The organism is Zymobacter sp. IVIA_12111.31 C1 (assembly GCF_047495495.1).
Taxonomy (GTDB): domain Bacteria; phylum Pseudomonadota; class Gammaproteobacteria; order Pseudomonadales; family Halomonadaceae; genus Zymobacter.
In genome coordinates this window covers 523,659-548,754 of the sequence record NZ_CP179930.1, presented here as the reverse complement: position 1 = coordinate 548,754, position 25,096 = coordinate 523,659, and the positions used below count along the sequence as shown (strand labels likewise).

General features: G+C 56.7%; 24 protein-coding genes. 14 read left to right on the top strand and 10 right to left on the bottom strand.

Translation table 11 applies throughout. From position 1 onward, the window contains the following. Positions 1–1,224: 1,224 nt before the first annotated feature. The gene (locus tag ACMHYW_RS02455) at positions 1,225–2,142 is read left to right on the top strand and encodes a hypothetical protein (RefSeq protein WP_414500737.1); all 918 of its coding nucleotides are present in this window, start codon (positions 1,225–1,227) and stop codon (positions 2,140–2,142) included. A gap of 481 nt (positions 2,143–2,623) precedes the next feature. Here ACMHYW_RS02455 and radC read toward each other — a convergent pair whose 3' ends face one another. Next, positions 2,624–3,298 carry a RadC family protein gene (gene radC / locus ACMHYW_RS02450; RefSeq protein WP_414500736.1) on the bottom strand — a complete coding sequence of 225 codons (675 nt, stop codon included), beginning with the start codon at positions 3,296–3,298 and terminating at the stop codon, positions 2,624–2,626. A 271-nt stretch (positions 3,299–3,569) separates the two neighbouring features. Here radC and ACMHYW_RS02445 point away from each other — a divergent pair, with 271 nt between their 5' ends. The 6 genes from ACMHYW_RS02445 to slmA all read left to right on the top strand — a co-directional run bounded on the left by ACMHYW_RS02445 (position 3,570) and on the right by slmA (position 9,573). After that, positions 3,570–4,268, top strand: coding sequence for a 2,3-diphosphoglycerate-dependent phosphoglycerate mutase (locus ACMHYW_RS02445; RefSeq protein WP_027704849.1), 699 nt, complete (start codon positions 3,570–3,572; stop codon positions 4,266–4,268). Between the two features lie 281 nt (positions 4,269–4,549). Further along, a complete protein-coding gene (gene coaBC, locus ACMHYW_RS02440; RefSeq protein ID WP_414500735.1) occupies positions 4,550–5,824 on the top strand; it encodes a bifunctional phosphopantothenoylcysteine decarboxylase/phosphopantothenate--cysteine ligase CoaBC in 1,275 nt (424 codons plus the stop codon). A gap of 156 nt (positions 5,825–5,980) precedes the next feature. Next, positions 5,981–6,433: a dUTP diphosphatase gene (gene dut / locus ACMHYW_RS02435; protein ID WP_414500734.1), complete on the top strand. Its 453-nt coding sequence runs from the start codon at positions 5,981–5,983 to the stop codon at positions 6,431–6,433. A 74-nt stretch (positions 6,434–6,507) separates the two neighbouring features. Further along, positions 6,508–7,899, top strand: coding sequence for a phosphomannomutase/phosphoglucomutase (locus tag ACMHYW_RS02430; RefSeq protein ID WP_414500733.1), 1,392 nt, complete (start codon positions 6,508–6,510; stop codon positions 7,897–7,899). 98 nt (positions 7,900–7,997) lie between these two features. Continuing rightward, complete coding sequence (gene argB, locus ACMHYW_RS02425; protein ID WP_027704846.1) at positions 7,998–8,903, top strand: acetylglutamate kinase; 906 nt, start codon at positions 7,998–8,000, stop codon at positions 8,901–8,903. Next, a complete protein-coding gene (slmA, locus tag ACMHYW_RS02420) occupies positions 8,887–9,573 on the top strand; it encodes a nucleoid occlusion factor SlmA (RefSeq protein WP_324603174.1) in 687 nt (228 codons plus the stop codon). Before argB ends, slmA begins: the two co-directional genes overlap by 17 nt. A gap of 294 nt (positions 9,574–9,867) precedes the next feature. Here slmA and ACMHYW_RS02415 read toward each other — a convergent pair whose 3' ends face one another. Further along, the gene (locus tag ACMHYW_RS02415; protein ID WP_414500732.1) at positions 9,868–10,740 is read right to left on the bottom strand and encodes a helix-turn-helix domain-containing protein; all 873 of its coding nucleotides are present in this window, start codon (positions 10,738–10,740) and stop codon (positions 9,868–9,870) included. A gap of 959 nt (positions 10,741–11,699) precedes the next feature. Here ACMHYW_RS02415 and ACMHYW_RS02410 point away from each other — a divergent pair. The 5 genes from ACMHYW_RS02410 (at position 11,700) to ACMHYW_RS02390 (ending at position 16,857) form a co-directional block, all read left to right on the top strand. Beyond that, on the top strand, positions 11,700–12,935 hold the full coding sequence (locus tag ACMHYW_RS02410) for an MFS transporter (protein ID WP_414500731.1): 1,236 nt from the start codon (positions 11,700–11,702) through the stop codon (positions 12,933–12,935). A gap of 259 nt (positions 12,936–13,194) precedes the next feature. Further along, entirely contained in the window at positions 13,195–14,040 is an 846-nt protein-coding gene (locus tag ACMHYW_RS02405) for a dihydroorotate dehydrogenase electron transfer subunit (RefSeq protein ID WP_414500730.1), read from the top strand. Then, positions 14,037–14,972 carry a dihydroorotate dehydrogenase gene (locus tag ACMHYW_RS02400; RefSeq protein WP_414500729.1) on the top strand — a complete coding sequence of 312 codons (936 nt, stop codon included), beginning with the start codon at positions 14,037–14,039 and terminating at the stop codon, positions 14,970–14,972. The genes ACMHYW_RS02405 and ACMHYW_RS02400 overlap by 4 nt, the downstream gene beginning before the upstream one ends. Beyond that, positions 14,969–16,228 carry a Zn-dependent hydrolase gene (locus ACMHYW_RS02395; protein WP_414500728.1) on the top strand — a complete coding sequence of 420 codons (1,260 nt, stop codon included), beginning with the start codon at positions 14,969–14,971 and terminating at the stop codon, positions 16,226–16,228. Before ACMHYW_RS02400 ends, ACMHYW_RS02395 begins: the two co-directional genes overlap by 4 nt. A gap of 299 nt (positions 16,229–16,527) precedes the next feature. Further along, positions 16,528–16,857 (top strand): hypothetical protein, encoded by a 330-nt coding sequence (locus ACMHYW_RS02390; protein WP_414500727.1) that lies wholly within the window; start codon positions 16,528–16,530, stop codon positions 16,855–16,857. A 311-nt stretch (positions 16,858–17,168) separates the two neighbouring features. On the opposite strand, the gene rpoH is transcribed toward ACMHYW_RS02390, so the two are convergent. From rpoH to ftsY, 4 genes are all read right to left on the bottom strand, one after another. Then, on the bottom strand, positions 17,169–18,041 hold the full coding sequence (gene rpoH / locus ACMHYW_RS02385) for an RNA polymerase sigma factor RpoH (RefSeq protein ID WP_414500726.1): 873 nt from the start codon (positions 18,039–18,041) through the stop codon (positions 17,169–17,171). 113 nt (positions 18,042–18,154) lie between these two features. After that, positions 18,155–19,165: a permease-like cell division protein FtsX gene (gene ftsX / locus ACMHYW_RS02380; protein WP_414500725.1), complete on the bottom strand. Its 1,011-nt coding sequence runs from the start codon at positions 19,163–19,165 to the stop codon at positions 18,155–18,157. Then, a complete protein-coding gene (ftsE, locus tag ACMHYW_RS02375; protein ID WP_027704836.1) occupies positions 19,162–19,830 on the bottom strand; it encodes a cell division ATP-binding protein FtsE in 669 nt (222 codons plus the stop codon). The genes ftsX and ftsE overlap by 4 nt, the downstream gene beginning before the upstream one ends. Before the next feature lie 19 nt (positions 19,831–19,849). Beyond that, positions 19,850–21,208, bottom strand: a complete 1,359-nt coding sequence (gene ftsY / locus ACMHYW_RS02370; protein ID WP_414501458.1) for a signal recognition particle-docking protein FtsY — start codon at positions 21,206–21,208, stop codon at positions 19,850–19,852. 576 nt (positions 21,209–21,784) lie between these two features. Between ftsY and rsmD the strand changes: the two genes are divergently transcribed. Continuing rightward, positions 21,785–22,411 (top strand): 16S rRNA (guanine(966)-N(2))-methyltransferase RsmD, encoded by a 627-nt coding sequence (gene rsmD, locus ACMHYW_RS02365; RefSeq protein ID WP_414500724.1) that lies wholly within the window; start codon positions 21,785–21,787, stop codon positions 22,409–22,411. Between the two features lie 164 nt (positions 22,412–22,575). Continuing rightward, on the top strand, positions 22,576–22,812 hold the full coding sequence (locus ACMHYW_RS02360) for a cell division protein ZapB (RefSeq protein WP_414500723.1): 237 nt from the start codon (positions 22,576–22,578) through the stop codon (positions 22,810–22,812). 36 nt (positions 22,813–22,848) lie between these two features. On the opposite strand, the gene ACMHYW_RS02355 is transcribed toward ACMHYW_RS02360, so the two are convergent. The 4 genes from ACMHYW_RS02355 to ACMHYW_RS02340 all read right to left on the bottom strand — a co-directional run bounded on the left by ACMHYW_RS02355 (position 22,849) and on the right by ACMHYW_RS02340 (position 25,073). After that, positions 22,849–23,301 carry a GNAT family N-acetyltransferase gene (locus ACMHYW_RS02355; RefSeq protein ID WP_414500722.1) on the bottom strand — a complete coding sequence of 151 codons (453 nt, stop codon included), beginning with the start codon at positions 23,299–23,301 and terminating at the stop codon, positions 22,849–22,851. Further along, positions 23,298–24,248: a hypothetical protein gene (locus tag ACMHYW_RS02350; RefSeq protein WP_414500721.1), complete on the bottom strand. Its 951-nt coding sequence runs from the start codon at positions 24,246–24,248 to the stop codon at positions 23,298–23,300. Before ACMHYW_RS02350 ends, ACMHYW_RS02355 begins: the two co-directional genes overlap by 4 nt. Beyond that, a complete protein-coding gene (locus ACMHYW_RS02345; protein ID WP_027704649.1) occupies positions 24,248–24,559 on the bottom strand; it encodes a BolA family protein in 312 nt (103 codons plus the stop codon). The genes ACMHYW_RS02350 and ACMHYW_RS02345 overlap by 1 nt, the downstream gene beginning before the upstream one ends. Before the next feature lie 124 nt (positions 24,560–24,683). Then, positions 24,684–25,073: a hypothetical protein gene (locus ACMHYW_RS02340; protein ID WP_414500720.1), complete on the bottom strand. Its 390-nt coding sequence runs from the start codon at positions 25,071–25,073 to the stop codon at positions 24,684–24,686. Positions 25,074–25,096: the final 23 nt, after the last annotated feature.

Here is a 25,096-nt window from a genome sequence, read left to right as displayed (position 1 = left end):
TAGGAAGTAGGAAGTAGGAAGTAGGAAGTAGGAAGTAGGAAGTGGGAAGTGGGAAGTGGGAAGTGGGAAGTGGGAAGTGGGAAGTGGGAAGTGGGAAGTGGGAAGTGGGAAGTGGGAAGTGGGAAGTGGGAAGTGGACAATGGACAGTGGACAGTGGACAGTGGACAGTGGACAGTGGACATGGCATGCCCCCGTCAACGCATGCAGCTACTTTCTTATGATTATGGCAACGCATCATCTCCATGCCCATGCTGAACGTTCTAGTACGCTTTCGCCAAGCAACAACATTGGCTTTTTGTTTCGGGACATACAGATCACGCATTACGGCGCCCCGACTAGCCAAAAACAAGTACCGTCCGCCCTTTTCGCATGCCCTCATCGAGTTGCTCACCTCATTCAGTGCCTACTTTTCAGCATCACCAATAAACACTGGGCACCCCGTTAATCGCCTTACACTGTCGACCCACGCCCTCTTTCAAAGACGATGCCTCAACGCCAACACGTGTGTGATGCCCCAGCGATGACGCCCACGACAACCTATGCCCGACTTCAGGACGATTAGCGACCGACCCAAAGGCAACGCACACTTAGAGCGTGTTTCATAACTCCCATACCCATGTCATTTAAGGGACGTCAAACCACAATATTGCGCTAGAAACCGTCTAGTTTAGAAAGGGTAGAAGCGATCGCTCAGGTTATGAAACAGCCTCTTAGAACCTCACCAGTGCTATCGAGCCAACAACAAGAATAAGTAAAATGAGATGAGAACAGGTCATGAGGTTCAACAGGAGGCTTTCCACTGTGTTGGAGCAGTCTTTTTCATAGGGCCATGAACATTGCCCCAACAAACGTTACTCACCCACACGAACACATACCATTACTTACAGCAGAAAGCAGCCGACAACGACTACCCTACAAAATAGGCTCTTGCAGGATGACTGAACGGCGACGTCTCATACCACGGTTACAATAACCCTTTATACGGGTTAGCTACTTCTTGATATGATCTAGCCTTCTATTTATACGCTCTTTTTCTGCCCCCTACTTTAGCGCTTCATCACGCCTTTAAAGCAGGCTTAAAGTTGACACAATTACACCTGTTACTAAAAGATAAAGACAAACTTTTATCACAGCCTAGTCGCCCGGTGTATAATGCAATATATCAAGAAAGGCTATTCGCTTGGCATTTCAAAACAATGATGCTTTATAAAACACAGGAATATCATGGCGCGCACTTTCTCTATAGTAACATCCATTGCCACAGTGCTTTCGGCAGCACTATTAAGCAGCTGCACTTATGTCAGACCGACAACGGATACAAGCGCCTCTATCTCTAGCGAACGTATTGCGTTCATCCGGCAAGCCCAGCTAAGCACTATTGCCCAAGCCAGCGAAATGGATACCATTCGACTGTGCTGGGAGAACCTATTGAGGGCCATCCATGCGGACACGCACCTGCCCGAACACGATTACGACACGATATCGGCCTGGCAAGACCTAGCAGACTTATATGCCTTGGAGGATGAAAGCGACCGTACGGTATTCGTGCTGTTGGGCGCACAGTTAGGCTGGCGCTACGACCAGACGCCACTTATCCGGCATATCCTTAGCGGTTACGCGCCCAAGACCGGTTCGCTCCTCCCGCTTTTCAGAGGTATTTCTGAAGAAGACTGGTACCGCCGCGTTGAAGAATGGCCTCATAAGGACATATACCCGTTCGCGGGCAGTAAGCTGTCGCCGTCCCTCGAACGTACGACGTGGGATATCTGTACCGACCGCTGCGACATCATCACCGCCATCACCCAGCATATCGACGGCCGCACCAACCTTCATATCGGCGTGGCCAACGTGGCTCATCATGCGTGGGTGACGCTGTTCGAAACCCAAACACCGTGCAAGACGGAAGAAGATCGCCAGATCACGATCAATGATCATACCGTGCGCGCCCACTTCTATTGCCCACAGCCTAACGTCATGGCCGCAGACTTCCCCGATGATGGTGCTCGCCGCACGATGGTAGAAGCCATCAATAGCGGGAACCCCATTACACTTGGGCACGTTTCCGCACTTCCTCTTGTGCATATCGCCAATCGAGGTGGAGCATTCGTTCTGTCCTCACTTGATATCAATACGACAGAATAGCCATTGACGATTCAATGGCACGCCAATCGCAGAAGAACGAACTGCGGGCAGTCGGTTGAACAACACACCTTATTGGCCAGCATGACACCATGCGTCAAGGCGTACTATTCATATTGTTAGTACCTTGAGTAACGGATACGTTATGGCCTTCTCTTATCGCACATCACATTTTCAACCTAAAGGATACGAATGCGTCTTCCACGAACATAGATAAGCTTTATATTTATAAAAACAAAAAAACCATCGAAATCAATACATTTTAAACGGCACTTCACTCTTATCCACATATTACATAGAGGATAGAGTCCTCACGGAACACGCCATGCGACTTTGCTGTAAAACAGTACTGCCTGTCGATCAGCACACGCACGCCTCGTAGCGCATGAATAGGCGATGAGCACACTTCGTGCACAACCACGCCTCGTATATAAAGGCATGCCACCTGCTCGCGCCCCACGTTTTTCACCGCGCCACCATGTGTTCACAACAACCCTTGCTCGGCAAATGACACAATGTGCTGATCAGCCACGATGAAGTGATCCAGCACACGAATGTCCAACAAGGCCAGCGCATCCTTCAGCGTGTGCGTCAAACGGATATCCGCATCACTTGGCTCGGGGCGTCCTGCGGGGTGGTTATGTGCAAAGATAACGGCGGCGGCATGGCGCTCCAACATCAGTCGCGCCACTTCGCGCGGATACACGGTCGCCTGATCAATAGTTCCGGCCGAAAGCTGCTCGAACGAGAGGATACGATGCTGGGTATCCAGCAGCAGCGCGGCAAACACTTCGTGTTTCAGGTCTCTCAAACGCGCTTTCAGATACCCTTTCACCTTATGAGAGGCGTTGAGCGCATCTGCCTTGTGCAGAGAAATGGCCAGATGACGGCGCGACAATTCCAGCGCCGCTTGAAGCTGGGTATAGCGGACGACGCCTAGCCCTTTCATCCTGCAAAAGTCCGTACAGTCGGCAGACAACAGGTTGCGGATGTTACCGAAATGGTGGAGGGCCTGGCGCGCCAACGATACCGCGCTCTGCCCTGGCTGTCCGCTACGCAAGAAAAGTGCCAGCAGTTCTGCATCGCTTAGGTGCTCGCTGCCTTCGCTCAGTAGCCGTTCCTGTGGCCGCTCTTCTACGGGCCAATCTCGTATCGACATATCCCCTCCATCCATGTCAAAGTCCTTAGGTCATCGGCTTGATCTTGCTCGATTTAAGGGCCTTCAATATCTCCCAGCACATGACATTTCCGATAAGAAACATGCCTTTTGACAAATAGTCGCAGCTGGGAATACAACATTCCGCACTTGACCGTTCAGGCTGGTATACTGTGCGCACATGGTGGCCTTGCTCTTCCTTCATGCCTTGCTGAAGGCAATTGCAGGTAAGCCGATAACGTCTTTCCTATCCACGAATCAAGGGATACTTCTAATGGCCAAGCTCGTACTGATTCGCCACGGCGAAAGCGAATGGAACCTTGCCAACAAGTTCACTGGCTGGGTTGATGTCAACCTGTCAGAAACTGGCGTCAAAGAAGCACAGCAAGCTGGTGCTCGTCTGAAAGAAGCTGGCCTGCAGTTCGACGTGGCTTACACGTCCGTACTGACTCGCGCTATCAAAACCCTGCATTTCGCTCTGGAAGGTCTGGGTCAGCTGTGGATTCCTGAATACAAATCCTGGCGCCTGAATGAACGCCACTACGGCGCATTGTCCGGTCTGAACAAAAAAGAAACCGCTGAAAAATACGGTGACGAACAGGTTCACATCTGGCGCCGCAGCTACGACGAACTGCCGCCGCTGGTAGGCACTGACAGCCCGTTCCACCCGGTCAATGATCCGCGTTACGCCAACCTGGATCCGCGTACTCTGCCGGCTGGCGAAAACCTGAAAGTCACTCTGGAACGCGTTATTCCGTTCTGGCAGGACCAGATCGCTCCGCAGCTGCTCGATGGCAAAAACGTTCTGATCGCGGCACACGGCAACAGCCTGCGCGCGCTGGTCAAATACATCGAAGGCATCAGCGATGAAGACATCATGGGTGTCAACATCGATACAGGTACTCCGCTGGTCTATGAAATCAGCGACAAAGACCTGTCTGTCATCAGCAAAGACACGCTGACCAAAGCGTAAGTCTCTGCCGCTTCCTCTGGAAGCTGATAGCGAAACGCCTGCCATCACTGGCAGGCGTTTTCATTTGTACCTTCCTTTTATTCCCATCCGTCCTACCTACCGCTGGTCGCTTTCTTCGATCACACTCATCGCCCTTACCTGCCTCCGCTACGCAAAAACACGCTCAGGTGATACAGTTCAGTGATCATGGCGCACACGGGTTTTCACCACCATATTATTCAAGCGATAGCGCCATACCGCTTTGTTTTTGATCCGCCATACAGGACAGGATGCCTACGCTCATGAGTTCAAACGACAGTCTTTCCCCTCTTCATGGTCGCCGCGTCCTGCTAGGCATCAGCGGGGGCATCGCCGCCTATAAAAGCGCCTATCTGGCTCGCCTGCTGAAAAAGGCCGGGGCAGATGTGCGCGTGGTCATGACACGAGGTGCGGAAGCCTTCATCGCGCCGCTCACCTTTCAGGCACTGACCGGTCACGCAGTACGCGACTCCCTGCTTGATCCGTCTGCCGAAGCCGGCATGGGGCATATCGAGCTGGCACGCTGGGCAGATGTGATCGTCATCGCGCCGGCAACGGCCAACCTGATGGCATCACTGGCACACGGCCATGCCGATGACCTGCTGACCACGCTCTGTCTCGCCTCCCACGCTCGCTTGTTCATCGCCCCGGCAATGAATCAAGGCATGTGGAGCCACCCCGCTACGCAGGCCAATCTGGAACGTCTGCAACAGTACGGCTGGCACATCGTCGGCCCCGATGCAGGCGAACAGGCCTGCGGCGATGTTGGACAGGGCCGCATGCTGGAGCCGGAGGCGATTCTCGAAGCGCTGCATCAGGCCTATCAGCGCGATACCACGCCAAAACCTGCGTCAGGCCTCAGGATCACGGTCACGGCAGGCCCCACACGTGAGCCACTGGACCCCGTGCGCTACCTGACCAACCGTAGCTCAGGCAAGATGGGCTTTGCCCTTGCGGAAGCCGCGCAGGCACTGGGGGCCTCCGTCACACTGATCAGTGGTCCCGTCACGCTCGATACGCCTCACGGTGTACGTCGCGTGGATGTTACGACAGCAGATGACATGCTGGCAGCCGCCCAGCAGAGCGTGAAGGAAGGGTGTGATCTCTTCATCAGCAGTGCCGCCGTAGCGGACTACAAGGCCGCGTCCTATGCCGAGCACAAGCTCAAGAAGCAGAAAGGGGAAGAAACGCTGACCCTGACACTGGTGAAGAACCCCGATATTGTCGCCACGATCGCAGCGGGAGAACGTCGGCCTACCGTTGTCGGTTTTGCCGCTGAAACACAGGACGTAGAGCACTATGCGCTGGATAAGCTGACACGCAAGAAGCTCGATATGATCGTGGCCAATCAGGTGGGTGCTAACGAGGGGTTCGACAGCGATGACAACGCCGTGACGCTTTACTGGCAGACGGAAGGGGGCGTCCAAGCACACGAACTTCCTTTGCAATCAAAGGTCTCACTGGCACATGCCCTGCTGCATGAGATCCTTCGGGTCAACGCCGCCTCGCTCGCGTCTGCAGCGCAAGATACGCCCTGAATGACCGTGTATTCCTGCGTGCACTCGCGAGGGAGATAGTTTTTAGTGGTGCTGTGTCCACAAGGGATGGACGATCGCTCCTCAAGGGGCGGTCGCTGGATCACCGAAACGCAGCGTAAACCTGCAAGTCTACACTCAATTGATTCGGAAACAGTAATGCCACGTCTTGAAGTCAAGGTCCTCGACGAACGAGTTCACCAACACGGTTTGCCTGATTATGCCACGCCGGGAAGCGCGGGCATGGATCTGCGCGTGCTGCTCGATGAACCGCTCGTGCTACAGCCAGGCGAATCTACACTGGTACATACTGGATTGGCCATTCATATCGGCGATCCGGCGTTTGCTGGCGTGATCCTGCCGCGTTCCGGTCTGGGCCACAAGAAAGGCATCGTGCTCGGTAATTTAGTCGGATTGATTGATTCCGATTATCAGGGAGAATTGATGATCTCGCTTTGGAACCGCAGTGCCGAAGCGGTGGAGATAGAACCGTTCGAACGCGTTGCGCAGTATGTTCTAGTCCCAGTGGCACAAGCACAGCTAGTCGTTGTCGACAGTTTCAATGCCAGCGAACGTGCAGAAGGTGGTTTCGGCCACTCAGGACGTCATTGAAGACAGCCGCATTTCTTTTCTGGCGGAACCCAACCCCTCCCACATGAGGGGCTCACTGTTGAGGCAATAACATCATGACGAACCAGACAGTTCTTCCTGCAACTATATTCCGTGCCTACGATATCCGAGGCATCGTTGATCGAGATCTGACGCCCGAAGGCGTTACCCTGCTGGGCCGCGCCATCGGCAGCGAAGCACGCGCCCGCGGTCAGTCCACCGTCATCGTCGGCCGCGATGGCCGCCTGTCCGGTCCCAAGCTGTCCAAAGCGCTGGCAGAAGGCCTACAGGCGGCGGGCTGTGATGTCATTGATATCGGTATGGTGCCGACACCGGTACTCTACTTCGCCGCCAGTACGCTGAAAGAAAGCAGCTCGGGCGTTGCCGTCACCGGTAGCCACAACCCGCCGGACTACAACGGCTTCAAGATCATGATCGGCGGTGAAACACTGTCCGGTAACCGCATTAAAGCGCTGTACGACCGCATCGTGGCGCAGGACTTCACCGAAGGCCAAGGCCAATACAAAACTTACGATATTCGTGAAGACTACCTGAACCGTATCACCTCAGGCATCACTCTTCAGCGGCCGCTGAAAGCCGTCGTCGACTGCGGTAACGGGGTCACCGGCGAGCTGGGGCCGGAACTGGTGCGTCGTCTGGGCGTCGAGGTCATCCCGCTGTTTGACGATATCGACGGCCACTTCCCGAACCACCACCCGGATCCGGGCAAGGTCGAAAACCTGCAAGACTTGATCAAAGCCGTTAAGGAACACAACGCCGATATCGGTCTGGCCTTCGATGGCGACGGCGACCGTCTGGGCGTGGTCACACCACAGGGCAAAGTTATCTATCCTGACCACCTGATGATGGCCTTCTCGGAAGACCTGCTGGAACGCTCGCCCAAGGCGCGCATCATCTTCGACGTCAAATGTACCGGCAATCTGCCACGCATTATCGAACAGGCCGGTGGCGTACCGGAAATCTCCTGCACGGGTCACTCGCTGATCAAAGCGAAGATGAAGGAAACTCAGGCGGCACTGGCTGGCGAGATGAGCGGGCACATCTTCTTTAAAGAACGCTGGTACGGTTTCGACGACGGCATCTACTCCGCCGCACGCCTGCTGGAAATCCTCTCCAAGCAGAACATTGACGCTGACGCCTTCTTCAGTCGCTATCCGCAAGACATCGGTACGGCCGAGATCAACGTCACTGTCACCGATGAAGGCAAGTTCGACCTCGTCAAGCGCCTTGCGACCGAAACCGACTTCGGACCGGATGCCAAACGCACGACCATCGACGGTATCCGCGTCGATTACCCCGATTGCTGGGGCTTGTGCCGAGCCTCCAATACTACGCCGGTACTGGTCTTCCGTTTTGAAGGGAAGACAGAAGAAGCACTGGAAGGTATTAAAGACCGCTTCAGAACAGCACTGAAACAGGTAGCACCTGACGTTAGTGCTCCATTCTAAGACGTTTAGGCGGCATAATAATTAAGGCAGGCTCATGAAGCCTGCCTTATTGTATCCGGCTATTATGTTAAGCTACATTGAGCAAGGGGTTACTTACCATGCAGACAACAATGCACGAGCCAGGACTCGTGGTCGAGATTCTTTCAGAAGCCCTGCCTTATATTCAGAAGTATGCTGGCAAGACCATAGTGGTTAAGTATGGCGGCAATGCCATGACGGACGAACGCCTTATCGATTCGTTCGCCCGCGACATGGTGCTGCTGAAAACGGTAGGTCTCAATCCTGTTGTTGTGCATGGCGGTGGCCCACAAATCGGCCAGATGCTTGAAAAGCTCCAGATCCGTTCCGAATTCATCAATGGCATGCGCGTCACGACCAAAGAAGCCATGGATGTCGTCGAAATGGTACTGGGCGGACAAATCAATAAAAGCATTGTCGACCGCATCAACAGAGCAGGTGGACAAGCCATTGGGATGACCGGCAAGGACAACGCACAGATCATTGCGCACAAGCTCGTGATCGAACGGCCGTCGGATACAGCGACCGGGGAAAGCGAGCAGGTGGATCTGGGGCACGTCGGCGAAATCGTCGATATTTCGACAGACCTCATCAACATGCTGTCGAAAGCCAATTTCATTCCCGTCATCGCCCCGATCGGCGTGGATGAAAAAGGCAACGCCTACAATATCAATGCCGATATCGTGGCTGGCCGTATTGCCAGCGCCTTGAAAGCGGAGCGCCTAATGCTGCTCACCAACATTGCCGGCCTGATGGACGCCGAAGGTAATGTGATGCGTGACGCCAGCACGGCCCAGATTCAGGCCTTGATTGCAGACGGTACGATTCATGGTGGCATGCTGCCGAAGACCAGCTGTGCGCTGGAAGCAGTCAAGCAAGGGGTCACTAGTGCCGTTATTGTAGATGGGCGTGTGCCGCACGCTACCTTGCTGGAAATATTTACTGATGCGGGGGCGGGAACCATGATCGGTGCTGCCCAGCACTGATATCACCTTCTCTGCCCGGCAGGAAAGGGACGGTCCTCGCATCACCAACGAGAAGAATCGCAAAACGATGATGACGCAGGATAAGTCCAGACGTGACCAGATTCTCCAGGCGCTTGCCGCCATGTTGGAGGATCCCGGCACGCAGAAGATTACGACAGCGGCACTGGCGCGCCTGGTAGGCGTGTCTGAAGCCGCTCTCTATCGCCACTTCCCAAGTAAGGCCAAGATGTTCGAGGCCTTGATCATCTTTATCGAGACGACGATTTTCGAGCGCTTACAGGCGATTCTTTCTGCCACTCAGGCAGAGGAAGAGCCTGTCGGTGAACGCATTCGTCTGGCACTGACATTGGTGCTGCGCTTTGCCGAGCGCAATCCGGGCATGTGCCGTCTGATGACGGGGGAACTGCTCTCGGGCGACCTGGCGCGCTTGCGTCCGCGTATGAACCAGTCCTTCACTCGCCTCGAAACCCAGCTGCGCCAGCTTCTGCGCCAGGCTGAAATTGAGCAAGGGCTGCGACTGCCCATGACGGTCAATGCCTGCGTCAGCCTGCTGACCAGCCTGATCGAAGGACGTATCGTTCAGTACGCGCGTACGGGCTTCAAGCAGTCGCCAATCGCGCATTGGGACGACCAGTGGCCCGTAATTGCCCATGGGCTATTCCCGCACTGAGACGTTCCTGCCCTCAACAATGGATGTCAGGCAACAGGAACGCCCCGCTACTCATCGATTGAGTTACGGGGCGCTGTTGCACGGTGATCTCATCCACCACCACGATCCGTCCCCTCTTTTTCGCTATACAGTTTTTCGCTACACAGTGTCCGTCTTGCACTTCTGACGCGCCACTTTTGCCAAACGATTCCTTCTCAGCTCGTCGTGCCATAAGCCCTGCCTAACTACCGTGACGTAGGGCTTATGGCATCACTCGAACCACCGTTCACTTTGCATCCCTGTCCAATCTCCCACTTACAGCTTAGCCAGCAAACGCAGTATTTGCTGCCGTGCTTCCTCACCCGATACCGAGCGCGCAATCAGCTCGTTGGCCATATGCTTGTGCATGTCGACCGCCTCGGTAGATGAGGTGACGCTGGCAATGCCGCAGTGGATGTTCGGTAGTTCCCCGAGCCGGTAAGGGCTGACAGCAACGTAGCTGGCCGTAGGCTGATAGAAAATCTGGAAGGTCAGATTGGGCAACAGCTCATCGACCAGATAGATATTGAGATGAGGGTTCTGCTCGATCTGGCAGATGAGGTGCTCCACTTCTCGGCGTGCCTGCAGTGCCCGTTCCATTCGCGTGCTGGCTGGTAGGTCCAGTCGCCCTACCAGCCCGATATGCAGAAACCGTTCGATCTGGCGAATGCTGACGATGGAGTTGATCTCGAAATTGATCTTCGTGAAGGTTTCCTTGCGGCGATACAGGATATCCAGGGTCTTTTTCTGAATCACCTGCGCTTCGACAGGGAAATGCTGGGGGCGCGCCTCTTGCAACATCCTCAGGAAGTAGTCGAAGTACTGATCGGACGTCAGCAGGTAGGAAAATGGATCGAAGTAAGACACCACCTTGGTGGACTTCGCTTCCAGCTGATGCATGCGCTCGAAATAACCCAGAGAGTTATCGAAGTACTCCGTTTCAGACCCCAGCAAGCTGTTAATGGGTACCTTAAGCAGATGAGCTAGCCGATCTAAGGTATCCAGCTTGACGACGATGCCGCGCTCAAGGCGATACACTGCGGCGCGCGAGATGCCCAGCTGCTTCGCGACTTGGTTCGCACTGAGCTGCCGTCCGATTCTATAAGCTCTGAGTCGTTCCCCTATGGCGGAGTAATCAATCTGGCTCACAAGCGGGCCTCTTCAAGTCTACAGGGGGTTATTGTTCTAGCGCTTCTTGCAAAGCTACCATGCTGGGCGGTTCACTGCCTTCGAATGCATCAAGGTGACATTGGTACTCGAACAGCCTCGCCATCACGCGTTTGGTCACATACGTGGTCTCCTGAATGCAGAGAGAAAAGCGCGCCTCTCCATGACACTGGCGGCTACTGTACCACTCATTGGGCACGCACTTATCCTGCGGGCCATATTGTCCGTCATTGCCTTAGCGATATGCGACAAAAGCATTCCTTAAGTATTGTTCCCGGGAAGACATCCCGCAAGAACCGTGATCACGATCCTGTTTTTATCTTTTGAGAAATGCTTTATAACATGCCTGCTCAACGACTAAATGACAATATTCGATATTCATTCGTCAGGCACCAAAGTGGATCACGGCGGCCTCATTGATGTGCACCGACATCGAACAGAATGTTTGATCAGGTCTGCTAACCTATGAACAAGTGCTGCCCCTGAAAGAAAGGATCTCCCTATTCAAGCGCCTAATGGACATACACTATCGAGTTCATGGCCTTCTAGTCATCGCCGCATTCAGGCCGTCATCGCACGCCGGATATCGCTACTATCTGTGCTTGCATTCGTTGATATAGATATAGCGTATAAAGCTGCACTTAAATACAGGAAAATAATAATAGTGCGCGTAATACTGTCACTCGCTTTTGTGCTGAGTCGGAATATTATACGGCCGCCCTATTAGAGTGCAGTCTCGTGTGCGGTATTATTTCCGAGCGAAAGGGAACGATAAAAGGCCTTGACGGCGGGAAGGGCCTCGTCTAAAAAATTATATTTCCGAGCACGTCAATTCATATCACAGCCCTGTCATCCCGCTATTCTCAGATAGAATAGTCTATGAAAGGCAGAAAGCGTCTAAAAATTCAAACAGACTGGCACTGCTCAGCAGAGGATTCCGAATGGCTAACGAACAGAACACAGCAGCAAGCGGTACGATGACGCCACGGAGGGCGCTGATTGCCAGTGTCACGGGCTACGCCATGGATGGCTTCGATCTGCTGATCCTTGGCTTTATTCTCACCGCCATCAAGCATGGGCTCGGGCTGAGCGATGCGCAGGCAGGTTCCATCGTCACGTGGACGCTGCTGGGTACCGTGGCCGGTGGCATCATTTTCGGACAGCTCAGCGACCGCTTTGGCCGCATTCGGATGCTAACGGCTAGCATCTTGGTGTTCTCGGTCTTCACCGGCCTGTGCGCCCTGTCACAGGGCTATTGGGATCTGCTGGCCTACCGCACCCTAGCGGGCGTGGGGCTGGGCGGTGAGTTCGGGATTGGCATGGCACTGATCGCTGAAGTGTGGCCTGCTCATCAACGCACCCGTGCATCGTCGTATGTCGGCATGGGCTGGCAGGCTGGGGTACTGGCCGCCACGCTACTGACGCCGGTACTGCTGCCGTATATCGGCTGGCGCGGCATGTTCTTGGTCGGGCTGCTGCCCGCGCTGGCCTCGTTTGCCATTCGCCACTCCTCAAGCGAACCGGAGAATTTCATCAAAGCCAAGCCGGAAACCGTTTCCTTCGGCAGCCGCTTCGCTGAACTGTTCAAGGATCGCCGTACCGCCTGCGCCAGTGTAGGGGTGCTCATCCTGACCTCGGTACAGAACTTTGGCTATTACGGATTGATGATGTGGATGCCGGACTATCTGTCTAAGCAGTTCGGGCTATCATTCAAGCAATCTGGGGTATGGACAGCGGCAACGGTCATCGGCATGACGTTTGGAATCTGGCTGTTCGGCCAACTGTCAGACCGTTTCGGGCGCTGGAAGATCTTCCTGCTGTATCAGGTGGGTGCCGCGATCATGGTCGTGGTGTACGCCGCCCAGCAGAATATCGTGGCGGTACTGATCACCGGGGCCATCATGGGGATCTTCGTCAATGGCATGATCGGCGGCTACGGTGCGCTGATCTCGGACCTCTACCCGATACAAGCACGCGCTACCGCCCAGAACGTTCTGTTCAATATCGGCCGCGGTATTGGCGGCCTCGGGCCGCTGGTAGTGGGCGCCGTGGTATCGCAATACTCGTTCTCGATTGCGATCACCATGCTGATGGCCATCTATATACTGGATATTCTGGCGACCCTGTTCCTGCTGCCCAAACTGAACGGCGGCGAAGAACTGCACACGCAGAAGTAGCGCATTCACAGGGCAACGATACTGCGCTAACCCAGCCACGGCTTATGGGCCGTGGTTTTTAATCACACAGCAGTCTAAGTTATTAGACAACAGTAGATTTCATGATGTGTTAAGGCGCACTAACAGCTGACAAGGCTCTTATTCGCTGCCTGTATCGCAATGCATCGCTGCTTAATGTCTAAATATTTAAACGGAAGGCAGTACGGCTTTTTGGGCAACACCCTTGAAAAACGCCATCCACAACAACCGAGGCCGAGAGATGCTCACACTACGATCCCCGCACGATGACGTGCGCATCGCGACTGCCGCCCCCGATAACGGCACGGCGCTCATTCTCCGCAATGAATGGGTGAACGGTGATTACAAGCACATGGTGGTTAAGGCAAGCCATGCCGCCTGTCAGGCCCAGCCTGGCCAGTTCTTCAACCTGCTCTGCCCAGCCGAAGGCAGTATGGCGCCCTTCTTCCGCCGTCCGATGAGCACGTATGGTGCCGATCCACACAGGGGTGAGGTCGAGTTTCTGTACAAGGTAACGGGGAAAGGAACTATGGCGCTGTCACGGCTACAGACAGGCGATTCTCTCGACATCCTCGGCCCACTGGGCAAGGGCTTTCGGCTTCAGCCCGACTGGCAGCATATCGTCATCGTGGCACGCGGTGTCGGTCTGGCCACGCTAGCGCCCCTAGCAGAGGCAGCCCATGCGCATCGTATTGCCATGACGGTTATCCTCAGCGCTCGCAGCCAGCACGCCTTGCTGGCGCCCTCACAGCAGCGCTTCGAAAGACTGGGCGCTCGCGTACTCACGGCGCTGGATGATGATGGCACCAGTCAGCTCGACGTCATCGAACAGATGCTGTGCGACATCATCGTCCAGCATGCTCCCGATGCGCTGTTCACCTGCGGTTCGAAACGACTGACGGCACTGCTCAAGCGGCTGGCCGCCGAGTATGGCATTGCGGGTCAGGTCGCAATGGAAGAACAGATGGTGTGCGGCCTTGGGATGTGCCAGTGCTGCACCAAAGTGTTTGAGCACGATGGTAAACACATCAGCCGCCGAGTCTGCGTGGAAGGCCCCGTATTTGACCTTTCGGAGGTAGTGACATGATCGACCTCAGCGTTACGGTGGGAGGGTTGACGCTGAAGAACCCCGTCATGCCCGCCTCAGGTACGTTTGCCGAAGAACTGGCCTCACTGCTCGACTTTGATCGACTGGGCGCGCTGGTGACCAAGACCATCACCGCCGACAAACGCTCCGGCAATCCCTTGCCCCGCGTCTGCGAGTTGCCCGGCGGCATGATGAATGCCATCGGCATTCCTAGCAAAGGGGTCGATGATTTCATCGAGCACACGGTGCCGTTTTATCAGCGCTTCGATAGCCCGCTGATCGCCAGCATCTCGGCACCGTCTGCCACACAGTTTGCGGCACTGGCCGCTCGACTGGCCGCCACGCCCGGAGTTGCTGGCATCGAAGCCAATATTTCCTGCCCAAATATAGAAGCGCACGGTCAGTCCTTTGCCATGCATGCCGCCAGCACAGCGCAGGTCGTCCGTGCCATGCGCGCGGCAACATCGCTACCGCTCTGGGTCAAGCTGACACCTAACAGTGGTGAAGTGGTCGACGTCGCCAAAGCCGCAGAGTCGGCTGGCGCCGATGCCATTGTAATGGGCAACACACTGCTGGGCCTTTCCATCGACGTACATGCCCGACGACCACGACTAGGCAACGTCATGGGCGGTATTTCAGGCGCGGCCATCAAACCGCTGATGGTGCGACTGACCTATCGGTGTGCACAGGCACTCGACATTCCCATCATCGGCTGTGGCGGCATTGCCACTGCCGAAGACGCCATCGAATACCTGCTTGCCGGTGCCAGCGCCGTACAGGTGGGCACCGCTACATTCATTCATCCTCTCGCCATGCAGCACGTCATTCAGGGGTTAGAAGCCTTCTGCGAACAGGAAGGCATCGCTGCCGTCCGCACGCTGACAGGTGGTCTGAACGATGCGCCGGGCGCGCTATTTGGAGCGACACCATGAAAGCGGCCTGGACAGCGCTTGCCACGCGCCTTTTCGACGATATCGCTACACTGACGCGCGATCCTGATGCGGGCATTACGCGCGAATGCTATGCCGACAGCGAAAACCGGGCCATCCATCATCTATGTCAGTTCGCTCATGATGCCGGTTTGACCAGCCACACCGACCGCGCAGGCAATGTCGTGCTCCAGCGTCCAGACGATCAAGGCCGTCCAGCGCTATGGTGCGGTTCTCATTTTGATTCCGTCCCCCAAGGCGGCAATTACGACGGTCTGGCGGGCATCATTGCTGGGCTACTGTGCTTGAAGCAGCTGCACGATGATCATATCGAGCTGCCGTACGACGTCCGGGTGATCGGGCTGCGCGGTGAAGAAAGTCCGTGGTTCGGCAAGGCCTACATCGGATCACGTGCGCTGAGCGGCGGTCTCACCGAAGGCGACCTTGCACTGACCAAGCGCGGCAGCGGCATCACGCTGGCTGACAGCCTGTCTGCGGTAGGCGCGGATGTCGAGGCCATCCGCCGTCAGGAGTGGTTGATTGACCCGCAGCAGTTCGCAGGCTATCTCGAAGTGCACATTGAGCAGGCGGATTCCCTTGAACACCACCATCAAGCACTAGGGGTGGTTCCCGGCATCCGCGGCAACGTACGCCACAACCTCGTGCACTGTATCGGTGAAGACGGTCACTCCGGTGCCGTGCCACGCGAGGAGCGCCATGATGCAGTATTCGCCGTCAGCGAACTGATCAGTGCCGTCGATCGGCGTTGGCGTGAGTGGGTGGCTACCGGCCGCGATCTGGTTGTTACCGTCGGTATGCTGGGCACCGATGCGGCCCACCACTCGGTTTCACGCATTCCTGGAGATGTCAGTTTCAGCCTAGAAATGCGCAGCCTGCACAGCGCAACGCTTGAGGCTTTCTATGAGGTCGTTCAACAGGAGCGCCATCGGATCGAAACCGAACGGCAGGTACGCTTCGACTTCGACAAGCGCATTGATACCCCGCCAGCCGCCATGCATGCACCGTGGGTCGCTGAGGCACAGCACATTATGCAGCGCCACGGGCTGGACGGCCTGCTGACGCCCAGCGGTGCCGGGCACGATGCAGCGGTGTTCGCCAATGCGGGCATTCCTAGCATCATGCTGTTCGTGCGCAATCAGCACGGTTCGCACAACCCACATGAAGCGATGCGAATGGACGATTTCATCGACGCCACGGCAGTGCTGTACGACATGTTGCAGACGCTGTCGCAGACATGACCTGCCCACAAGAGCGAGTCGGGGTCGCCATGAGTGAACTACGCTGTGTTCACGCCGTTTGGCTTCATTATGGAACAGTGGCAAGATCATCAAAGGCGCTGCCAGCCGCTCAGGTACGCGGACCATTGCCAGAAATCTTACTCGAATGCAGCCGTGATCGTACGACCGCTCGGCACATCGTGGCGTACGGTTAGGACTGTCTTTTTGTTTGTGCCGTTACCTCATCGAGCGCTTATGAACACATATCGCACCGCTCGGTAACCGTCAGATATCCAACGTATGAATAGGTAGGCCTACACATGAAATTTTCGGAAATGGTAGAGCATTTCGAGAGATCACTGCCGGGCGCTGAGTCGTTCAAGACCGCCAAGGCGCACTGCGATGCCATCATGCAGGACGAGCCGTTTCAGGCCGCGGCCGCTTTTCTTATCTCCGGCTTCTGCCGTACCTATGTGCTGCTGTATGAGGATCAGGCCGTCACGTCTGAGTTCGCTTCTAAGAACAAGCAACAGCTGCTTCAGTACATGCAACACCTTGATCGAGCACTGGCCACGCAGGATCCGGCTAAAGTCTATGTGGCCATCAACGAAGTGCTGCAACAGTACTTGGCCAGCGACCGCATCTTCTAGGTAGAGCGGACTGCCCGCTCCCTTGATGACAGAAGGCAGGATTACACCGAAAGGTAGAATCCGGCCTTCGTTCATTCTGGGTGTTCCATGAGGTATGCGCGGCATACCCTTCTTTTAGCTGTCCCAGAGCAGCTTATCTTGCCGCTCTATTCGCTGACTCTTGAGCAAGCACTTCAAGGTGAGGTGATGGTATCGCGATCACACCACGCCCTTATGGCCCGCCTCCTTGGCAAGCCCACAATGTCGAGACAAAAAAAATCTGCCACCCTGAACGGATGGCAGATCGTATGCTTGAGAAGCGCGGGTACGTATCAGGCAACGAAAGCCGACACGTCATCACCCAGAAAATCGCGGATCTTTTTCATCGCCGCTTTTTCGAGCTGACGGATACGTTCGGCAGATACGCCGTATTGGTCCGCCAGATCGTGCAGAGTAGCTTTGTGCTCGGCCAGCCAGCGCTGCTGCAGGATGTCACGCGCACGCTCATCAAGCTGCGCCAGAGCTTGGCTCAGACGACGCGAAGCGTTTTCCTCGTGATCGGCTTCTTCCAGCTGCAGCGCTGGGTCGAAGCGAGAATCTTCGAGGTAGTTGGCCGGTGCTTGATAGCCCTCTTCATCATCCGTTGCACTGGCATCGAAGCCTGCATCGCGAGACGCCAGACGGTTTTCCATTTCGCGCACGACGTGCGGTTTGACGTCGAGATCCTTCGCGATGGCATCAACTTCCGCCGTGTTCATCCACGACAGGCGTTTTTTCGCGCCGCGCAGATTGAAGAACAGCTTGCGCTGCGCTTTGGTGGTCGCCACTTTGACTATGCGCCAGTTGCGCAGTACGAACTCATGAATCTCTGCCTTGATCCAGTGAACGGCGAAAGAGACCAAACGGACCCCTTGGCTCGGATCGAAGCGTTTGACCGCTTTCATCAGCCCCACGTTGCCTTCCTGAATCAGGTCAGCTTGCTGGAGGCCATAACCGGAATAGCTGCGCGCAATATGAACGACAAAACGAAGATGTGACATGACAAGACGGCGCGCAGCATCAAGATCGCCGTCGCGATGCAACTGCACCGCTAGATCGTGTTCTTCCTGCGCGCTCAGCACAGGAATGGTATTAACGGTTTGAATGTAGCCGTTGAGGTCGTGCCCCGGAGAGAGCTGACCAATGGCTTGAAGACTGTTGCTCATTATGCAGATGTCTCCATCTTTGACGCTTCGACGTGATTGCCGAAGGTCTAAAACCTTTCTGTGTAGTTGGACTCTCGACTGCGACAAAAGTTCACCCTGAAGAGCCTTCTGTCTCAGCGCGGACGTATGCGTGCCCAATGATGGCTGACGGCCACCCAAGCGCCCAGCAGACCCAGTAGTATACTACAGGTAAACAGCAGGAGTGAACCGCTAAACCCCGGTCCCGGCAGGGTATATTGGCTGCCATAACTCTCGGCCAGCGCCCTGATGGGAGCGGACAACCAGCCGCGCCCGAGGGTCAGTAACAGTAGTGCCAACACGCCGCCTCCCGCTCCATACCAAGCACCGGTATACAGAAACGGTCGCCGTACGAACCCTTGGGTTGCCCCCAGCAACGTGATGACTTCAATTTCATGGCGACGGCTTTCGACCGACAGCCGCACGGTGTTGCCGACAATCAGGATCACCCCAAACCCGAACAGCACACCGAGTGCCAGCACTAGGCGATTCCCCAGTCCTTTGATGGCCTTGAGCCGCTGCAACCAAGCAAGATCCATGCGGACTTCATCGACACCGGGCAACACCTTGAGCTTATCTGCCAGCGCTTGAACGTCAGCGGTATCGCGCGGCTGTGGACTAACGATCAGAGCCGCGGGCAACGGGTTGTCGCGCAGCTGCCCCGATGAGAGCGACAGCCCCAGCGTTTGCTGAAACTCCTTCAACCCTTCATCGGCCGTGATAACCGAGACTTTGGCAACCCCAGCAGTCTGCCGCACTTGTTCTGCAGCACGTTCGACCACGCTATTGTCCGTACCCGGCTTCATGTACAGCGTCATCTGCGAACCATCATCTAGACGTCCGTCCAGCGCATTGACGCTGCTCATCGCCAACCACAGCATGGCGGGCAATACGAACGATACGGCAATGGCCAGCATGGTCAGCGCGGAGGCAATCGGGTGCTTGCGAATACGTTGGAAGCTTTCGGAACTGACCTGACGATGGTGCCGCCGCCACGCATGGTAGCGGTTTTCCCATGAGACCCTCTGCGTGCGGGCACCGCGCGATGCTGGCTGCACTGCCGCAGCTCTGGTGGGACGACGCGGCGGTCGTGTGCGCTGGTTCATGACGCCTCCCGGTCTGAAATCAAACGGCCATCGCGCAGCTTCATAATGCGATGCCGCAAGCGAGCAATCAGCGCCAGATCGTGACTCGCCAGCAGCACGGTAGTGCCGATACGGTTGAAGTCTTCGAATAGCCGCATGATGTCGGCAGACAGCTGAGGATCGAGGTTACCGGTCGGCTCATCGGCCAGCAGCAGCGCAGGCTTGTTGACCACTGCACGGGCAATCCCTACGCGCTGTTGCTCCCCGCCCGACAGCTCGATGGGCAGCGCGCGTTCACGGTGCAGCAACCCTACTTTGTCGAGCGCCGCACGCACGCGACGTGCGGCATCACGCGGATGCATGCCCTGAATCATCAGTGGCATGGCCACATTGTCGAAAACGTTGCGGTCGAACAGCAGCTGATGATCCTGAAACACCACGCCGATCTGGCGACGGTAGAAAGGAATGCGCGCGGCGCGCATGGAGGCAAGGTCACGCCCCCCGACGATGATCCGCCCGCGCGATGGCCGTTCGAGACACGTCAGCAGCTTCAGCACGGAGCTTTTCCCTGCCCCGGAATGACCGGTCAGGAACACCATTTCACCCGCATCAATGGTGAAATTGAGATCGGCAAGCGCTTCATAGCGCCCACCGTATCGCTTGCCTACATGCTCGAACGTGATGATGGCCATCGTTTCAGTCGCTCTACTCGTCTTCGGTACGGTCGAAGAGGGCTTCGATGAACGGCTGCGCCTCAAAGGGACGCAGATCGTCGAGAGATTCCCCAACCCCGATGAAGCGTAGAGGAATACCCAGCTGTTGAGCCAGTGCGAAGGTCACCCCCCCTTTGGCCGTACCGTCCAGTTTCGTCAGCACCAGCCCCGTCACCGGAGCGGCTTCGCTGAAGGTGCGGGCCTGAGCAATGGCGTTCTGTCCCGTACCGGCATCCAGTACCAGCAGGACTTCGTGGGGGGCATGCTCATCCAGTTTACCCATCACGCGACGTACCTTGCGCAGCTCTTCCATCAGGTGCGCCTTGTTGTGCAGGCGACCCGCGGTGTCGGCAATCAGGACATCTACCTTACGCGCGCGCGCCGCGGACAGCGCATCGTAGATGACCGACGCACTGTCGGCTCCCGTATGCTGAGCCACGACAGGCACGTTATTACGCTCGCCCCAGACCTTCAGCTGTTCGACAGCGGCAGCGCGGAAGGTATCCCCGGCGGCCAGCATTACCGAACGCCCTTCGTTCTGGAAACGACGAGTCAGCTTGCCAATCGTGGTGGTCTTACCCGCACCGTTGACGCCGACGACCAGGATGACGAAAGGCCCTTCACCCTTCGGCGGCAGTTCGAGCGGTTTTTCAACGCCCGCCAGCATATCGCTCAGTTCTTGCTGAAGTGCGGTATACAGCGCGCTAGCATCAGCCAGCTCCTTGCGGGACACTCGCTCGGTCAGGCGATCCATGATTTCCGTCGTGGCTTCAATGCCCACGTCCGCCATCAGTAGCTGGGTTTCCAGCTCTTCCAGCAGATCATCATCGATATGCTTACGGCCCAAAAACAGTGTTGCCAGCCCTTCGGTCAGCTGGGAACGCGTTTTGCCCAGTCCCTTGCGAATGCGGCTGAAGAAGCCTTCTCGACGCGGCTTCTCCTGCGTTTCGATGGAGGATGAGACGACCACCACCGGCGCAGCTTCTGTTTCAGCTTCTGTTTCAGCTTCTGTTTCAGCTTCTGTTTCAGCTTCTGTTTCAGCTTCTGTTTCAGCTTCTGTTTCAGCTTCTGTTTCAGCTTCTGTTTCAGCTTCTGTTTCAGCTTCTGTTTCAGCTTCTGTTTCAGCTTCTGTTTCAGCTTCTGTTTCAGCTTCTACTGGGGCTTCGGCATGTTGGGTCGGTGCTTCGTTAACAGCTGGCGCTGCGTGCTCCTCGGCGGGAGCTACAGTAGCGTCATTGTCCACAATGGCATCGTCATAGGAACGCGATGTTTCAGAGGCGGCTCCGTCATGCGCTGGTGTGACGGGCGCTTCGTCCTCCGGGGTACGCTCGATGCGCTCGGCGGCGCTCATTTCACGCGCGATTTCAGCCGTCGCCAGCGATTCATCCGCAGCAGCCGCGATATCCACCGGCATCAGGGCCTCGTCGGCACGCGCTATTTGGGCGCTGTCTTCTGCATCACGCATGGCGTCTGACGCATGCGCTGTCTCTTCCTCGCGCTCCGCTACGATCTCGGCGTGGTGAGCCTTCTCTTCTTCGGCACCGTGCTCGGATGCGACCGGTGCACTATCCGTTTCCGACACCTCGGGGGTGTCATGATGCGATTCAGCCGCCTCTTCTACTGCTTCAGGCGTCTGAACCTGCGATTGTTCCTTTTCTGCATTCGCTGCATCGCGATGCTTTTTCCTGTTACGCTTGAAAAAACCGAACATGGGCAGACCTTGAACCCTTGGTTAGGATGAAGATGCTTCGGCATTCCGGCCGCTGACAATGTGAGCCCTTGCGGGTTCTCCCCTCTTTATCAGCATATGTCAGAATCGTTACCGAAGCGTCATGGACAGGATAGAAACGGCACTATAGCGTGGCTGCTCGAAAGGGAGCAACGCTCATCCCGTGCCCCATACCCGCATAGGAGTAATTTCGTCATCATGGCTCCCCGACGCCCTGTACGGACCCCTCGCCGCAAGGGCGCTGCGCCCACGCACAGTGGACGCATTCGCCTGATCGGCGGCACCTATCGACGCCGCCTACTGCCGGTTATTGATAGCCCCGGCCTGCGTCCCACCCCCGATAGGGTGCGCGAAACGCTGTTTAACTGGCTGGGCCTGCATGTGGCAGGCGCAGAAGTGCTTGATCTGTTCAGCGGTACGGGCGCGCTGGGTCTGGAAGCGCTGTCGCGTGGGGCACGCCATGTCCACTTGGTCGAACAGCAGCCGCGCGTTGCGGAGTGTCTGCGCAGTAACATTGCAACGCTCGACGCCAGCGCACAGGCCACCGTGCACATCCAGGACGCGTTGCATTGGCTGCAGCAACCGGCTCCTGCGGTGCCTTTCGATCTCGTATTCCTCGACCCACCGTTTCGCAAGGCACTGGCAGCGCCCTGCTGTCAGCTGCTGGAAGAAGGCGGCTGGCTGTCAGACGGCGCCTTTATCTATCTGGAAGTGGAGTCAGAGCTTGCATTCACTCCGCCACGGCACTGGCAACTGCACCGGGAAACGCATGCAGGAGAAAGCCATGGGCTACTCTTTCAACGCAATCTGCCCGACAATGCATGACACCGTGCGTTGAGGCTTGCCGCAACGGCCGACCACGCGTACGCTGACACCACATTGGAACGGCAAGGTTCGCCCTAGATGCGAGTCCTGCCTACCGCTCATTTAAAGGATGTCCTGTGCGAGCGTTCAGGCTGGCACAGGTGTTGGGTATCAGGAGAAGAAACATGAGCTCTGAACTGTTCGATCAACTCGAGAAGAAAGTCAGCCAGGCCGTCGACACCATTGAAATGCTGCAGCTTGAAGTGGAAGAGCTGCGCCAGGACAATCAGCGTCTCAAGGATGAACGCCAGCAGTGGGAAGGTCGCCTGAACCGTATCATCGAACAGCTGGGCAGTCTGGATGACAGCACCGATGCTGCGCCGCAGGCCCCTGCCGCTCAGCAGCCGCATTCCGGCCAGTAAGCATACCGCTGGCGGGGAGACACTCCGCCAGCCGTTTTACCCCAGCGCCAACGACATCAGACACGCCGCTTCGCGCGCGCCCTGCCCGTTCAGCGCCGGATAGTAATTGGCCCTCAAGCCATCCACGCTGAAGCCCATGCGCTGATACAGCGCAATGGCGGCTATATTTCCCTCTCGCACTTCCAACAGCATACGTTCCTTACCCGATGCCCTTGCCTGCGCCACGGCCTGCTCAATCAGCACTTGCCCTAATCCTCGGCGCCGATAGGCGCGCGCTACGATCAAACTGTCGATCTCGGCATCGAACGGTCCTACGGCCACGATGACCGCCGCGACCAAGGCACCGTTGTCCATACCCCCCCACACCTGATGATCGTTGCTCAGCAGCACTTCAGTGGCGTGGTTAGCATAATTCGCGACCAGTGGCTCGTCGGCCAGCAGTGCCGCCAGCGCGTCCCGATCTTCATCGATAAGCCGCTGGCAGGTCATTGGGCACCTTCGATAGAGGTCTCGTCCGCAACAGGCATATCGCCTGCCCCTTGCCACTGCCGTCCAAGCGCATGCAGCTGCGGCCACAGTGCCGCTTTGGCCTGCGCTGAAGACATCAGCGTCGTCAGGGACGGCGCCTGCCAGACCGGTAGTCCCAGCAGCGAGCTCTGCGATGCCGCATCCAGCGCCAGCACCTGCATCAATGCCTTCATACCGTCATCGTCATCTGCACCAAACACCACCAACTGCTGCGGCGTGAGTCCGGATCGTGCACGTCCGTCAAGGAAGGCCTTGATACCTTGCTGGGCTTCAATCACCGGCGATTCCACCATCAGCCCTTCAATCATCGGCCACTGGAAATCGATGAACGGTGAGACATGTTCAGCTCGGATTCCGACGGAAGACCACAGTGCACTCAGCAAGCGTTGCTGCGGCACTGTTGGCGGCTGAGGCTGCACCAGTACCACCAGCCAGCGATCATCCAGTGCTGCCACCTGAAGCGTAAAGCGCAGTGCCTGCTGAACGGGGGCTGATTCGGCCGGTGCATGCTCATGCGGCGGCGCAGAGGACGGCGTTTCCGAGCGAGCGAGCGGCGCAGAAACATCAGCCTTCGCCTGCGGTGCCTGCTCAACGTTGGCCGCATCCAGCAGAGCACGCATGCGCCCAGGTGCGGAAGCGGAAGGCGACGCTGGTGCGGAAACGGGAGCAGGTGTCGGCGCAACTGCACGCGGCGCAGACGTATCGTCCAACAGCGAGTGCAGACGCTGAACCGGCGGCTCCGCCACTGGCGCAGGCGCAACTTCGGGCCACTCACACGCAGGCGTTTCAGCCGCGTTCGGTATCCGATAGCGCGCCGTCCACGTGGTGATCCCCATCGCGTCCAGATATTGGAGCTGGTGCGGAGCCGCCACCTGAGGCACGGCCATGGCAGAAGCGCGTTGAGTCATCAGCTGTGATGGCCCCCGCGGCAGTTGGGCGTCGGCGGAATATCGTGTTGACGCGTCTGCCATTCTTCCGGCGTGAACAGACGCAGGCCCAGCGCATGCACGCTGCTGGCCAGTTCATCTTTCAACAGGGAATGAATGGCGCGCTGGCGATCGATCAGCTTCTGGCCGTCAAAGGCGCTGCTGACCATCACCACGCGGAAATGGGTTTCAGAATTGGGCGGCACATGGTGCATGTGGCTTTCGTTCTCTACCTGCAGCCATGCGGGCGCCAATGCCTGAAGTTTCTGTTCAATCTGTTGCTGAATGCTCATGTTCACGCCCTCGAGTTGCGTCATTCATCAATGCCCTGTGGCGCATAACTGACAAAAGGTGCCTCACGCAGTGGTTGCGGGACACCTTCCATCGAGCATGAAAACGGGGACAGCCCCGCCCGACTCACTCCTGCTCAAAATCGAGCAGCAGGTCGTCGCTATCGATGCTTTGCACGCTGAGCGGCTGATCCTCTTCCAGATCGAGCGCCAGATAGCTGAACTCGATCTGCAGGAAGTCTTCGAACAGCGCCCAGTCTAGGGTTTCGGGCCACAGCCTGACGTCTTCTTCCCACGCCCGCAGCTCGTTTTCGAGAATGTCGAGATAGCGCGCGCGCAGATAGGCGTGGATTGCCTCTTCGCTGTCCATCTCACCGATGAGGTAGATCGTGCTTTCACGCTCTACGTCTTCGAGCAGCAGATCGTCCTCACCTTCGGTCGCTTCGAGCTGATTGATCCAGTCAACGAAGGCTTGGGTGGGTCTGACACTGAGTGCCGAACGGTTTACTACGTTCACGATGACTCTCCCTGCAGATGCAG